The 13,304-nt window shown below is 60.1% G+C and carries 13 protein-coding genes; 10 read left to right on the forward strand and 3 right to left on the reverse strand.

Annotated elements, in window-relative coordinates; genetic code table 11:
* Positions 1–35 precede the first annotated feature (35 nt).
* From ACP7D9_RS05110 to pdeM, 9 genes are all read left to right on the forward strand, one after another.
* Positions 36–1,070 carry a ligase-associated DNA damage response exonuclease gene (locus ACP7D9_RS05110; RefSeq protein WP_426156001.1) on the forward strand — a complete coding sequence of 345 codons (1,035 nt, stop codon included), beginning with the start codon at positions 36–38 and terminating at the stop codon, positions 1,068–1,070.
* The gene (locus ACP7D9_RS05115; RefSeq protein ID WP_426156003.1) at positions 1,067–2,755 is read left to right on the forward strand and encodes an ATP-dependent DNA ligase; all 1,689 of its coding nucleotides are present in this window, start codon (positions 1,067–1,069) and stop codon (positions 2,753–2,755) included. The genes ACP7D9_RS05110 and ACP7D9_RS05115 overlap by 4 nt, the downstream gene beginning before the upstream one ends.
* Positions 2,756–3,083: 328 nt before the next feature.
* On the forward strand, positions 3,084–3,866 hold the full coding sequence (locus ACP7D9_RS05120) for a transporter substrate-binding domain-containing protein (RefSeq protein WP_042608231.1): 783 nt from the start codon (positions 3,084–3,086) through the stop codon (positions 3,864–3,866).
* Positions 3,867–3,922: 56 nt separating this feature from the next.
* A complete protein-coding gene (locus tag ACP7D9_RS05125; protein WP_312995814.1) occupies positions 3,923–4,651 on the forward strand; it encodes an ABC transporter permease in 729 nt (242 codons plus the stop codon).
* Positions 4,648–5,358 carry an ABC transporter permease gene (locus ACP7D9_RS05130; protein WP_039762607.1) on the forward strand — a complete coding sequence of 237 codons (711 nt, stop codon included), beginning with the start codon at positions 4,648–4,650 and terminating at the stop codon, positions 5,356–5,358. The genes ACP7D9_RS05125 and ACP7D9_RS05130 overlap by 4 nt, the downstream gene beginning before the upstream one ends.
* Before the next feature lie 28 nt (positions 5,359–5,386).
* Positions 5,387–6,505, forward strand: coding sequence for a succinylglutamate desuccinylase/aspartoacylase family protein (locus ACP7D9_RS05135; protein ID WP_101158368.1), 1,119 nt, complete (start codon positions 5,387–5,389; stop codon positions 6,503–6,505).
* Positions 6,506–6,517: 12 nt separating this feature from the next.
* Entirely contained in the window at positions 6,518–7,282 is a 765-nt protein-coding gene (locus ACP7D9_RS05140; RefSeq protein WP_041478066.1) for an ABC transporter ATP-binding protein, read from the forward strand.
* A gap of 182 nt (positions 7,283–7,464) precedes the next feature.
* Positions 7,465–9,954, forward strand: a complete 2,490-nt coding sequence (locus tag ACP7D9_RS05145) for a ligase-associated DNA damage response DEXH box helicase (protein ID WP_426156008.1) — start codon at positions 7,465–7,467, stop codon at positions 9,952–9,954.
* On the forward strand, positions 9,951–10,604 hold the full coding sequence (pdeM, locus tag ACP7D9_RS05150) for a ligase-associated DNA damage response endonuclease PdeM (protein ID WP_371918378.1): 654 nt from the start codon (positions 9,951–9,953) through the stop codon (positions 10,602–10,604). The genes ACP7D9_RS05145 and pdeM overlap by 4 nt, the downstream gene beginning before the upstream one ends.
* Before the next feature lie 44 nt (positions 10,605–10,648).
* Here pdeM and ACP7D9_RS05155 read toward each other — a convergent pair whose 3' ends face one another.
* Both ACP7D9_RS05155 and dcd read right to left on the reverse strand, forming a co-directional pair.
* A complete protein-coding gene (locus tag ACP7D9_RS05155) occupies positions 10,649–10,858 on the reverse strand; it encodes a hypothetical protein (protein WP_016771389.1) in 210 nt (69 codons plus the stop codon).
* 108 nt (positions 10,859–10,966) lie between these two features.
* Positions 10,967–11,533 (reverse strand): dCTP deaminase, encoded by a 567-nt coding sequence (gene dcd, locus ACP7D9_RS05160; RefSeq protein ID WP_007940589.1) that lies wholly within the window; start codon positions 11,531–11,533, stop codon positions 10,967–10,969.
* A gap of 355 nt (positions 11,534–11,888) precedes the next feature.
* Between dcd and ACP7D9_RS05165 the strand changes: the two genes are divergently transcribed.
* Complete coding sequence (locus ACP7D9_RS05165) at positions 11,889–12,098, forward strand: cold-shock protein (protein ID WP_002554837.1); 210 nt, start codon at positions 11,889–11,891, stop codon at positions 12,096–12,098.
* Positions 12,099–12,265: 167 nt separating this feature from the next.
* Here ACP7D9_RS05165 and ACP7D9_RS05170 read toward each other — a convergent pair whose 3' ends face one another.
* The gene (locus ACP7D9_RS05170; RefSeq protein WP_101158365.1) at positions 12,266–13,273 is read right to left on the reverse strand and encodes a DUF481 domain-containing protein; all 1,008 of its coding nucleotides are present in this window, start codon (positions 13,271–13,273) and stop codon (positions 12,266–12,268) included.
* Positions 13,274–13,304 lie beyond the last annotated feature (31 nt).

The raw sequence follows: 13,304 nt of genomic DNA on the forward strand, positions 1-13,304 counted from the left end.
CTCATAGTTAACAAGCCCCCCATTCCGGTCACGACATGGATCTTGTTATCGCCCGACCTGAAGGTCTCTACTGCCCCGCCGGGGATTTCTATATCGATCCGTGGCGGCCGGTCGAGCGTTCGGTGATCACCCATGCCCATGGCGATCACGCGCGCACCGGTAATCAGCACTATCTGTCGAGCAGCGCCAGCGCCGGGATTCTGCGCGCGCGTCTGGGTCAGGACATCCAGTTGCAAACCCTCGACTACGGCCAGCGCCTGACCCACCACGGCGTCACCCTGAGCTTTCACCCCGCCGGGCATGTCCTCGGCTCGGCGCAGGTGCGCCTGGAATATGGCGGCGAAGTCTGGGTCGCATCCGGCGATTACAAGGTCGAGCCGGACGGCACCTGCACTCCATTCGAACCAGTGCGCTGCCACACCTTCATCACCGAATCGACCTTCGGCCTGCCGATCTATCGCTGGCAGCCGCAGGCGCAGATCTTCGCCGAGATCAATCAATGGTGGGCGGCCAATATCGCCGCCGGCAAGGCCAGCGTGCTGTTCTGCTACTCCTTCGGCAAGGCTCAGCGGATTCTTCACGGCATCGACGAAACCCTCGGGCCGATCCTCAGTCACGGCGCGGTCGAACCATTGAACCGCGTCTACCGCGATGCCGGCGTGTACCTGCCGCCGACGATCTATGCGGGCGACGTGAAAAAAAGCGACCCGATCATGCGCCAGGCGCTGATCATTGCTCCGCCCTCGGCGGGCGGCAGTACCTGGATGCGCCGTTTCGGCGATTTCAGCGATGCCTTCGCCAGTGGCTGGATGCGCCTTCGCGGCACCCGGCGGCGGCGCGGCGTTGATCGAGGCTTTGTGCTCTCCGATCACGCCGACTGGCCCGGCCTGCTCTGGGCGATCAACCAGACTGGCGCGGAACGAGTGATGGTCACCCATGGCTCGATCGGCGTGCTCGTGCGTCATCTGCGCGAACAGGGCCTTGATGCGCAAGGTTTCAGCACCGAATACGGCGATGACGAAGACGACAACACCGCCACCGAACCCACCGTTGCCGAGACCCACGTATGAAGGCATTCGCCGAGTTATATACCGAACTCGACGCCACCACGTCGAGCAACGCCAAGCTGGCGGCGATGCAGGCGTACTTCGCGCAGGCCGCGCCGGAAGATGCCGCATGGGCCGTGTATTTCCTCTCCGGTGGTCGGCCTCGGCAACTAGTACCGGTGCGCATACTCCGAGAGCTCGCGGTGGAAGTTTCGGGCCTGGAGCCGTGGCTGTTCGAAGAAAGCTACCAGGCGGTCGGCGATCTGGCCGAGACCATTTCTCTGGTGCTGCCGGAAAATTCGCACAGCTCCCAGGCCGGTCTCGCCGAATGGATCGATGACAAGCTGCTGCCGTTGCGCGGTGAAACACCGGAGTATCTGGCACGGCAACTGCCGATGTTGTGGGCGCAGCTGGATCGGCCGAGCCTGATGCTGTGCATCAAGTTGATCACCGGCAGTTTCCGTGTCGGCGTATCGAAATTGCTGGTCACCCGCGCACTCGCCTCGATGGCTGGGCTCGACAGCAAACGCGTGGCTCAACGTCTGGTCGGTTACACCGATCTGTCGAACCGGCCAACTGCGGCCAGTTACCTGAAACTCATCGCCCCGGAGTCGGCTGACGAGCACGCCCAGCGCGGCGGCCAGCCCTACCCGTTTTTTCTCGCCCATGCCTTGTCGCAACCCGTCGAGGAATTCGAAACACTGCTCGGACCGGCCAGCGACTGGCAGGTGGAATGGAAGTGGGATGGCATCCGCGCGCAGGTGGTCAAGCGTGACGGCAAGCTGTGGGTATGGTCGCGCGGCGAAGAGCTGGTAACCGAGCGCTTTCCCGAACTCGATGTGTTGGTTCACGGCTTGCCCGATGGCACGGTGATCGACGGCGAAATCGTCGTATGGAAAAGCTCCCATCCGAGCAGCGAAGATGCCTTCGATCCGCAATCGGATGAGCCGCCCGCCGTGCAACCGTTCGCCCTGCTGCAACAACGCATCGGCCGCAAAACCCTCGACAAGAAGATTCTCGAAGAGGTGCCAGTGGTGGTACTCGCTTACGATTTGCTGGAATGGCAGGGCGAGGACTGGCGCAATCAACCGCAGGTCAAGCGCCGTGCGCAACTCGAACAGGTGATCGCGCGTTGCAACAGCCCGGTGCTGCTGCCCTCGCCTGTCCTGACCGGCGACGACTGGCTAGACCTCGGTCGCCAGCGCGAGGCGTCACGCAAGCTCGGTGTCGAGGGCATGATGCTCAAGGCCCGGGATTCGTTGTATGGCGTGGGCCGTACCAAGGACATGGGCGTGTGGTGGAAGTGGAAAGTCGATCCGTTCAGCGTCGACGCGGTACTGATTTACGCCCAGCGCGGGCACGGTCGGCGCGCCAGTCTTTACAGCGATTACACCTTCGCCGTGTGGGACGGCCCGCCCGAATCCAGTCAGCGCTCGCTGGTGCCGTTCGCCAAGGCGTATTCGGGGCTGACCGATGAGGAGATGCGCCAGGTCGACAGCATCGTGCGCAAGACCACGGTGGAGAAATTCGGCCCGGTCAGCAGCGTCAAACCGAGCCTGGTGTTCGAACTGGGCTTCGAAGGCATCGCCCTGTCGCGCCGGCACAAGAGCGGCATCGCGGTGCGCTTTCCGCGAATGCTGCGCTGGCGCAAGGACAAGACCGTCGAAGAAGCCGACAGCCTCGCTACCCTCCAGGATCTGCTGGCCTAGCCCCTTTTTCATTGATCGTTCCCACGCTCTGCGTGGGAATGCAGCCCGGGACGCTCTGCTTCCCCTCCAGACCCGAACGCGGAGCGTCCGTTGATGCATTCCCACGCAGGAGCGTGGGAGCGATCAGTCATCCTGGCGTCAAAACAGTGCATAAATTTTCAGTCAACCTTCCCGCCGCACCAAAAACTTTCCTGCCCTGTGCTACAACCTTTTAAAACACCTGTTCGGCACTCTGGTTCGGAAATTGCTAGTTTCTATAGGTCGTAAGCGTTGCAGTAACAATAATTCTGCGCCACAAGCGCTCATATTGGTTCTTAGGGATTGAATAATGAAAAAAGCATTGCTGACCCTTTCTGCACTGGCGTTGTGCATGGCCGCCGGCTCCGCGCTGGCCAAGGAATACAAAGAGCTGCGCTTTGGCGTTGACCCTTCGTACGCACCGTTCGAGTCGAAAGCGGCCGATGGCAGCCTGGTCGGTTTCGACATCGACCTGGGCAACGCGATCTGCGCCGAACTGAAGGTCAAGTGCAAGTGGGTCGAAAGCGACTTTGACGGCATGATTCCGGGCCTTAAGGCCAACAAGTTCGACGGTGTGATCTCGTCGATGACCGTGACTCCGGCCCGCGAGAAGGTCATCGACTTCTCCAGCGAACTGTTTTCCGGCCCGACCGCTTACGTGTTCAAGAAAGGCTCGGGCATCACCGCTGACGTTGCGTCGCTGAAGGGCAAAACCGTTGGCTATGAGCAAGGCACCATTCAGGAAGCCTACGCCAAAGCCGTGCTGGACAAGGCCGGCGTGAAAACCCAGGCCTATCAGAACCAGGATCAAGTGTATTCCGACCTGACCTCCGGCCGTCTCGACGCTGGTATCCAGGACATGCTGCAAGCCGAACTGGGCTTTCTGAAGTCGCCAAAAGGTGCCGATTATGAAATCAGCCAGCCGGTCGACAGCGAATTGCTGCCAGCCAAAACGGCTGTCGGTATCAAGAAAGGTAACACTGAGCTGAAAGCACTTTTGGATAAAGGTATCAAAGCGTTACACGACGACGGCAAATACGCCGAGATTCAAAAGAAACACTTTGGCGACCTGAACCTCTACAGCGGTAAATAATGCCCCGGCGCCCATCCTCGATGGGCGCCTTTTCCATCCGCTCAGGTTGCTGATTTATGTTTGAAACCCTTCTGCAAAATCTGGGGCTGGCCTCGTTCAGTCTGCAGGGCTTCGGCCCGTTGCTGCTGCAAGGCACCTGGATGACCATCAAATTATCGGCGATGTCGCTGCTGGTGGCCGTGTTGCTCGGCCTGCTCGGCGCCAGTGCCAAACTGTCGAAAGTCAAACTGGTGCGCCTGCCCGCGCAGCTCTACACCACGCTGATTCGCGGCGTGCCGGATCTGGTGCTGATGCTGTTGATCTTCTACAGCCTGCAAACCTGGCTGACGTCGCTGACCGACTACATGGAATGGGAATACATCGAAATCAACCCGTTCAGTGCCGGCGTGCTGACGCTGGGCTTCATTTATGGCGCGTATTTCACCGAGACCTTCCGTGGCGCAATCCTTGCGGTGCCGCGCGGTCAGGTCGAAGCTGCCACCGCGTATGGCCTCAAACGCGGCCAGCGTTTTCGCTTTGTGGTGTTCCCGCAAATGATGCGCTTTGCCCTCCCCGGCATCGGCAACAACTGGATGGTCATGCTCAAGGCCACCGCGCTGGTGTCGATCATTGGCCTGGCTGATCTGGTCAAGGCTGCCCAGGACGCCGGTAAAAGCACCTATCAGCTGTTTTACTTCCTGGTTCTCGCCGCCTTGATCTATCTGCTGATCACCAGCGCTTCGAACTTCATCCTGCGCTGGCTCGAACGCCGCTACGCCGCCGGTGCCCGGGAGGCGATACGATGATCGAACTCCTGCAGGAATACTGGAAAGCCTTCCTTTATACCGACGGCCAGAACATCACCGGGCTGGCGATGACGATGTGGTTGCTGACCGCCTCGATCTGCATCGGCTTCATCGTCTCGATTCCGTTGTCGATCGCTCGCGTTTCGCCGCACTTCTACATTCGCTGGCCGGTGCAGTTCTACACCTACCTGTTCCGCGGCACGCCGTTGTATATCCAGTTGCTGATCTGCTACACCGGCATCTACAGCCTCGCGGCCGTGCGCGAGCAGCCGATCCTCGACAGCTTCTTTCGCGATGCGATGAACTGCACGATCCTCGCCTTCGCCCTGAACACCTGCGCGTACACCACGGAGATTTTTGCCGGGGCGATTCGCAGCATGAACCACGGCGAAGTCGAAGCGGCAAAGGCCTACGGCCTGACCGGCTGGAAGTTGTACGCCTACGTGATCATGCCGTCGGCACTGCGCCGTTCGTTGCCTTACTACAGCAACGAAGTGATCCTGATGCTGCACTCGACCACGGTAGCGTTCACTGCGACCATTCCCGATATTCTGAAAGTCGCGCGGGACGCCAACTCGGCGACCTTTCTGACGTTCCAGTCGTTCGGCATCGCCGCGCTGATCTACCTGACCATTACGTTTGCGCTGGTTGGCCTGTTCCGCCTCGCCGAACGCCGCTGGCTGGCCTTCCTCGGGCCGACTCACTAGCAACGGCTTCAGAAATAAAGAGAAGAAAATGCGCCACCAGATCCATGACTTGCTGGCCCCGCTGCCGGGGACCGCACGGCAGATTCACAGTTTCCACTTCGGCCCACAGCAGGCCAAGGGCAAGGTGTACATTCAGGCCTCGCTGCATGCCGACGAACTGCCGGGCATGCTGGTCGCCTGGCATCTCAAACAGCGCCTGGCGGAGCTTGAAGCCGCCGGCCGCCTGCGCAGCGAAATCGTCCTCGTGCCGGTGGCCAACCCGGTCGGCCTCGAGCAAGTGCTGATGGATGTGCCGCTGGGCCGTTACGACCTCGAGAGTGGACAGAATTTCAATCGCTGGTTCGTCGACCTCAGCGAAGAAATCGGCAACGCGATCGAAGGCCAACTGAACGACGATGCACAGCACAACCTTGAACTGATCCGTGCCAGCCTGCGCAACGCCCTCGCCCGTCAGACGCCGACCACGCAACTGCAATCCCAGCGTCTGACCCTGCAACGCCTGGCCTGCGACGCCGACATGGTGCTGGACTTGCATTGCGACTTCGAATCGGTGGTGCACCTGTACACCACGCCGGAAGCCTGGCCGCAGGTCGAGCCGCTGGCGCGCTATATCGAAGCGCAGGCCAGCCTGCTTGCCACCGACTCTGGCGGGCAATCCTTCGACGAATGCTTCACCCTGCTCTGGTGGCAATTGCGCGAGCGCTTCGGTGAGCACTTCGAGATTCCGCTGGGCAGCTTCTCGGTAACCGTCGAATTGCGCGGCCAGGGCGACGTCAATCATCCGCTGGCCAGCCGCGATTGTCAGGCCCTGATCGATTACCTGATCCAGTTCGATGCCATCGTCGGCGAGACCAAGCCGCAACCGCCACTGCCTTACCCGGCCACGCCGCTGGCCGGTGTCGAACCGGTGACCACGCCGGTCGGCGGCCTGCTGGTGTACTGCGCCACGCCCGGCCAATATCTGCAAGCCGGCCAGCAGATCGCGGAAATCATCGACCCGGTCCACGACAAGGTCACCCCCATTCATTGCACCGCCGCCGGCCTGCTGTATGCGCGCTCGCTGCGGCGCATGGCCACTGCCGGCATGGTCATCGCCCACGTCGCGGGCGCCGAAGCCTATCGCAGCGGCTACCTACTTTCGCCTTGAGGATGCTCGTCCATGTACAAACTGACCGTTGAAGGCCTGCACAAAAGCTATGGCGATCATCAGGTGCTCAAAGGCGTTTCGCTCAAGGCTAAAACCGGCGATGTGATCAGCCTGATCGGCGCCAGTGGCTCGGGCAAAAGCACCTTTTTACGCTGCATCAATTTTCTCGAACAACCCAATGACGGCGCCATGAGCCTTGATGGCCAGGCGATCCGCATGGTCACCGACCGCCACGGCATGCACGTTGCTGACGCGGATGAACTGCAACGCTTGCGTACGCGGCTGGCGATGGTGTTCCAGCATTTCAACCTGTGGAGCCACATGACCGTGCTGGAAAACATCACCATGGCCCCGCGCCGGGTGCTCGGTTGCAGCAAACAGGAAGCCGAGGATCGCGCCCGACGCTATCTGGACAAGGTCGGCTTGCCGGCGCGGGTCGCCGATCAATACCCGGCGTTTCTGTCCGGCGGCCAGCAACAGCGCGTGGCGATCGCCCGGGCGCTGGCAATGGAGCCTGAGGTGATGCTGTTCGACGAACCGACCTCGGCGCTCGATCCGGAGCTGGTCGGTGAGGTGTTGAAAGTGATTCAAGGATTGGCCGAGGAAGGCCGGACCATGATCATGGTCACCCACGAAATGAGTTTCGCGCGCAAGGTGTCCAATCAGGTGCTGTTTCTGCATCAGGGTCTGGTGGAGGAAGAAGGCGCGCCGGAAGACGTGCTGGGCAACCCGAAAAGCGAACGGCTGAAGCAATTTCTCAGCGGCAACCTTAAATAACGCCGTACACAATTCCCCCGAAGGAGCTGCCGGAGGCTGCGATCTTTTGGCTCTGCTTCAAAGATCAAAAAATCGCAGCCTCGTTTCACTCGTCAGCGCCTACAAGGGAATCGCGTTGTTTTAAACCTTTGGTCTGTTGCTGTGGTCTCTGAAACAACCCCTCCAGAGCGCACGCAGCCGGCATGGCGAAATCCCCCGACTTTGCAAAAAGCTGGTTCAGTGCCCGCGCGTGGAAGCCGTTCGCCTTTCAGAAACAGGTGTGGGCGGCGGTTAAAAACGGCGAATCCGGATTACTCCACGCCAGCACCGGCGCCGGCAAAACCTATGCGGTGTGGTTTGCCGCACTCAATCGCTTCGCCCGCCTGCAACCGCCCGTGGCCACGCCGCGCAAACGCAAACCGACGGCCGAACCGCTGACCGTGCTGTGGATCACGCCGATGCGCGCCCTCGCCGCCGACACTGCGCGCGCATTGCAAACCCCGGTAGATGATTTACAGATTCCCTGGACCATCGGTCTGCGCACCGGCGACACCAGTAGCAGCGAACGCGCCCGTCAGGGCCGGCGTCTGCCGACGACGCTGATTACCACCCCGGAAAGCCTGACTCTGCTGCTCGCACGCGCCGATGCGCGCACGGCATTGTCGACCCTGCGCATGATCATCGTCGATGAATGGCACGAGTTGCTCGGCAACAAACGCGGCGTGCAACTGCAACTGGCGCTCGCCCGCCTGCGTCATTGGCAGCCAAAACTGATCGTTTGGGGCGTTTCCGCCACCCTCGGTAATCAATCCCACGCCGAGCAGGTTCTGATCCCACAGGGTGGCGGCGCCAGTGTTCAGGGCAAAAGCGAAAAAAGCCTGCACGTAGACACGCTGCTCCCACCGGCCATCGAGCGTTTTCCGTGGGCCGGGCACATCGGTTTGAAAATGCTCCCGCAAGTGGTCGCCGAACTTGATGCCTGCGCCAGCAGCCTGGTGTTCACCAATACCCGCGCGCAATCGGAGATCTGGTATCAGGCGCTACTGCAGGCGCGTCCGGACTGGGCCGGGTTGATTGCCTTGCATCACAGTTCACTGTCCCGTGATACCCGCGACTGGGTGGAACAGGCCTTGAAGAATGGCCAATTGAAAGCGGTGGTCTGCACCTCGAGCCTGGATTTGGGCGTGGACTTTCTTCCGGTCGAGCGCGTGCTGCAGATCGGCTCGGCAAAAGGCGTCGCGCGTTTGATGCAACGTGCCGGGCGCTCCGGCCACGCACCGGGGCGCACCTCGCGAGTGACGCTGGTGCCCACCCACAGTCTTGAACTGATCGAAGCGGTCGCCGCACGCGATGCCGTCGAACAGCGGCGCATCGAGCCGCGCCTGTCACCGCACAAGCCGCTGGATGTGCTGGTTCAGCATTTGGTCAGCATGGCCCTCGGCGGTGGCTTTACCCCTGAGGACTTGTACGAAGAAGTGCGTGGCGCCTGGGCTTATCGCGACCTGACGCCGGCAGACTGGGCCTGGGCGCTAGCATTCGTACGTCATGGCGGGATGTCTCTTACAGCGTATCCGGATTACCGCCGGGTCGAGCCGGACGAACACGGCGTCTGGCGGGTGCCGGATGCACGTCTGGCGCGGCGCCATCGCATGAGCATCGGCACCATCGTCAGCGATGCCAGCATCAACCTGAAATTCTGGAGCAAGGGTGGCGGTGGCAAGCAGTTGGGGAGCGTCGAGGAAGGCTTTATCGCGCGACTCAAACCCGGTGATGGTTTCCTTTTCGCCGGCCGCCTGCTGGAGCTGGTGCGGGTGGAAAACATGACCGCCTACGTCAAACGCAGCACCGCAAAAAAAGCCGCGGTGCCACGCTGGAATGGCGGACGCATGCCGTTATCCAACGAATTGGCCGAAGCGGTGGTCGCGCGCTTCAGCGCCGCTGCTCAAGGTCAATTCAACGAGCCGGAAATGCAAGCGCTGCGGCCGTTGCTGGAAACGCAGATGCGCTGGTCCGGCTTGCCCACCACGGAAAATCTGTTGGCTGAAGTACTGAAATCTCGCGAAGGCTGGCACCTGTTCCTATATCCATTTGCCGGGCGGCAGGTGCATCTGGGGCTGGCGAGCCTGCTGGCGTGGCGCGTCAGTCAGCGCCAGCCGGTGACCTTTTCGATCGCAGTCAACGATTACGGCCTGGAACTGCTCAGCGCCACACCGGTGGATTGGGCCATGCATCTCGACGCGCACCTGTTCAACGCCGATGACCTGTTGCTGGACGTGCTGGCCAGCCTCAACGCCGGTGAACTCGCGTTGCGTCGCTTCCGCGAAATCGCGCGGATCGCCGGGCTGGTGTTTGCCGGTTATCCCGGCGCGCCGAAAAGTACCCGCCAAGTGCAGGCGTCGAGCGGCCTGTTTTTCCAGGTGTTCAAGCAATATGACGCTGACAACCTGCTGCTGGCCCAGGCTGGGGAAGAAGTTCTACGTGAAGAACTGGATATTCACCGTCTGGAACAGACATTGGAGCGCATAACTCAGATGAAACTGGACGTGCATCAGGTTAAACGTCCTACACCGCTGGGCTTTCCGCTGCTGGTGGAGCGGATGCGCGAGAGCATGAGTTCGGAAAAACTGGCTGACAGGATCAGAAGAATGGTCGGTGACCTGGAAAAAACCGCTGATAACGGCAAATCGTCGTGAGTGCGTACCCGATACGTCTGGCCGGCGAAGAGTTGTGGTTGCTGCCGGAGAAAGCCCTGTATTGGCCCGCGCAGGAAGCACTGCTGATCGCCGACGTGCATTTCGGCAAAGCAGCGGCTTATCGCAGCCTTGGCCAACCGGTGCCGCATGGCACGACGGCGAGCAACATCGAGGTGATCGACGCGTTGCTGGCACGGCTGCCGTGTCGCCAATTGATTTTTCTCGGTGATTTTCTGCATGGGCCTGGCTCTCATGTCCCGACGACACTGAACGCTCTGGCAGAGTGGCGAGCACGCCACGCTCATCTGCCGATGACGCTGATTCGCGGCAACCATGACAAACGCGCGGGCGACCCGCCGGCGTCGTTGAATATCCGCGTGGTGCCCGAACCGCTGTTGCTCGGGCCATTCGCGCTGCAGCACGAGCCCGATGCGCATCCCGACCGACACGTGCTGGCCGGCCATGTGCACCCGGTCTATCGACTGCATGGAAAAGGCCGGCAAAGCTTGCGCCTGGCGTGTTTCAGGTTGGGTGAGCGCATCAGCCTGATGCCGGCGTTTGGAGCGTTTACCGGTGGTTATCAGGTCGAGCGCGACGACAACTGCAAAGTCTTTGTGATCGGCGACAACGAAATATGGCCCGTCAGCTAAATCGTAAAACGATCAGACCAATGGGCCATATTCGTGACAGTGGATCAGGCGACAGGCGCCGGAGGCGGTTCATCCGGAAGTGTCGGTTCGCCGGGTTCGGTCGGTTGTTCGTTGGGAGTATCAGGATCGGGCTGGCCGGGTACGCCGCCGGACAGGCTCAACGACGGATTCGCCAATAGCGACCAGGCCAGAACGCCTATCTGATTGGGCTCAAGCCTTGCCAGTTCAGCGCTGATTCGCGGATCGATCTTCATAGGGCACTCCTCAGTGAAGGCCCGTCTTTGTGTGTAACAAAAACGGGCAGTACACCCCATAGAGTGTCTGCCCGCCAAAGAATTCCCGACATCCGTCGGATGGTGACCTCAGGTGCGCGGCAACGTCACGCCACGCTGGCCCTGGTACTTGCCGCCACGATCCTTGTAGGAAACTTCACATTCTTCGTCGGATTCGAGGAAGAGCATCTGCGCCACGCCTTCGTTGGCGTAGATTTTCGCCGGCAGGTTGGTGGTGTTGGAGAACTCCAGCGTCACGTGGCCTTCCCACTCGGGTTCCAGCGGCGTGACGTTGACGATGATGCCGCAGCGCGCGTAGGTGCTTTTACCCAGGCAGATGGTCAGCACATTGCGTGGAATGCGAAAGTACTCGACGGTGCTGGCCAGGGCGAAGGAGTTCGGCGGGATGATGCAGACGTCGCTGTGGATGTCGACGAAGCTGCCAGCGTCGAAGTTCTTCGGATCGACGATGGCCGAGTTGATGTTGGTGAACACCTTGAAGTGGTTGGTGCAGCGCACGTCGTAGCCGTAGCTCGACACGCCGTAGGAAATCACCCGGCTGTCGTCGCTGCCGCGCATCTGGCGCTCGACGAACGGTTCGATCATGCCGTGTTCCTGCGCCATGCGGCGAATCCACTTGTCCGATTTGATGCTCATGGCGGGGTTGTCCTGAATAGCGAGGTGGAAAAATTCTGTCCGGCATCTTACCGGGCGCGTCGCCTCGTTCAAAGTGCGCAACGCAATTCTCGGCGAACGCCCCGTATTTACGCGATGTGGCGACGAACCGTCGCACCGCCGATCCCTAAAACAGAGAAACCTTTGCAAGAAGCATTGGCACGTTCCGGAAAAAGGGTTAAGGTGGCGCCACTGTGCTGCTTGTGTCACTGAGAATCTCTACACGATATGTTGAATTTCGATCCAACCATCTACAAGAATTTTTCCTGCTCTTTGCACTCAGTCTCGGCCAGGGTTCTTCCTGAGTCGCAGTTATCTTTGTTCAAGGAGTTACACCATGTCTAATCGCCAAACCGGTACCGTTAAGTGGTTCAACGATGAAAAAGGCTTCGGCTTCATCACCCCACAATCCGGTGACGACCTGTTCGTTCACTTCAAAGCTATCCAATCCGACGGCTTCAAAAGCCTGAAAGAAGGCCAACAGGTTTCTTTCATCGCTACCCGCGGTCAGAAAGGCATGCAAGCTGAAGAAGTACAAGTTATCTAACTTGTAGCTTCTTTAGAAAAGAGCCCCGCCCTTAAAAGCGGGGCTTTTTTGTGGGCGTCTGTTTTTCCACGGCGCAAAAAAAATCGCAGCCTTCGGCAGCTCCTACAGAGGGTTGATGCACACCCTGCAGAAGCTGCCGAAAGGCTGCGTTCTTTGGCTTAAAGCCTTTACCAAGCCACGCCAAACCCTGCGGTATAGCGCGTCTTGTTCAGATCCGCATCATTGGTGCCGCTGATGATGTCACGCTCGGCCTTGAGGTTGAGCGAGGCCCAGTCGGTGACCTTGTAGCGCAGGCCCAGCTCGGCATCCAGCGCATAATCGGCAACACCCGACAGCGGTTTGCCGACTTCACCGTTGGTGAAGAACTCGACTTTCTTGCCGATCAGATAGCGGTTGTAATCCCACTTCATCGCGACGGAATAGAAGTTGTCCTTGCTGCCATCGCGATACTCGTAATCGGTGCGATTGAGCAGCGAGCCCAGCGAGAAAGCGCCCAATTCATCGTCCCAGAACTGGTAGCCAGGACCGGTACCGACCACCCGCTGGCGCGCCAGCTCTTCGATGTGATCCCGCTTGTAGTTCAGGCGACCCTGCCAGAACCATTGATCGGTAATGAACCGGTCGAGGGAGTATTCGGCGCGCCAGTTGTTGGTGGTGGTTTGCGCATCCTGCACTTCGCGGTTGTACTCACCTTCTGCGGTATGGCGCCAGCGACCGTGACGCGCCGAGGTCTTGAACGCGACGTCGTAGTCATCGGTGTCTTTCTCGGCGCGCTGATAATCCAGAGCCAGGTCGACGTTGCCCTTCCATACCAGGTCGGTGACGATCGGCTTGGGCTTGAGGATCTGCTGAATGCTCGCCAGCTCGACAGTCTTCGGCGCCTCGCCATTGGCCAGGGTGACCTTGCCGTCGTCGGCCGCTGTGAGCGATTTCGACACTTCGCCGGCGTAGGCGTCCTGCTTCACCAGCAGGTGCTGGTCACTGTCCAGGGTCTTGACCTCTTTCCAGTCAATCGCCACCGCACCGGCGTATTTGGTCTGGATCAACAGCTTGCCGCCATCGAATACCGTGATAGTGCCGCTCAGCTTGTCGCCGTTTTTCAACCAGACGGTGTCGGCAAGCAGGGGCGTGGACGCGCTGAAAACAGCGAGGCACAACAAGGTTCTGGAGAACATAAGCAGATCGGGGGCTCAGAGTTGGCGAAAA

Origin of the sequence: Pseudomonas sp. TSRC2-2 (assembly GCF_049897785.1) — a bacterium.
Classification (GTDB): Bacteria; Pseudomonadota; Gammaproteobacteria; order Pseudomonadales; family Pseudomonadaceae; genus Aquipseudomonas.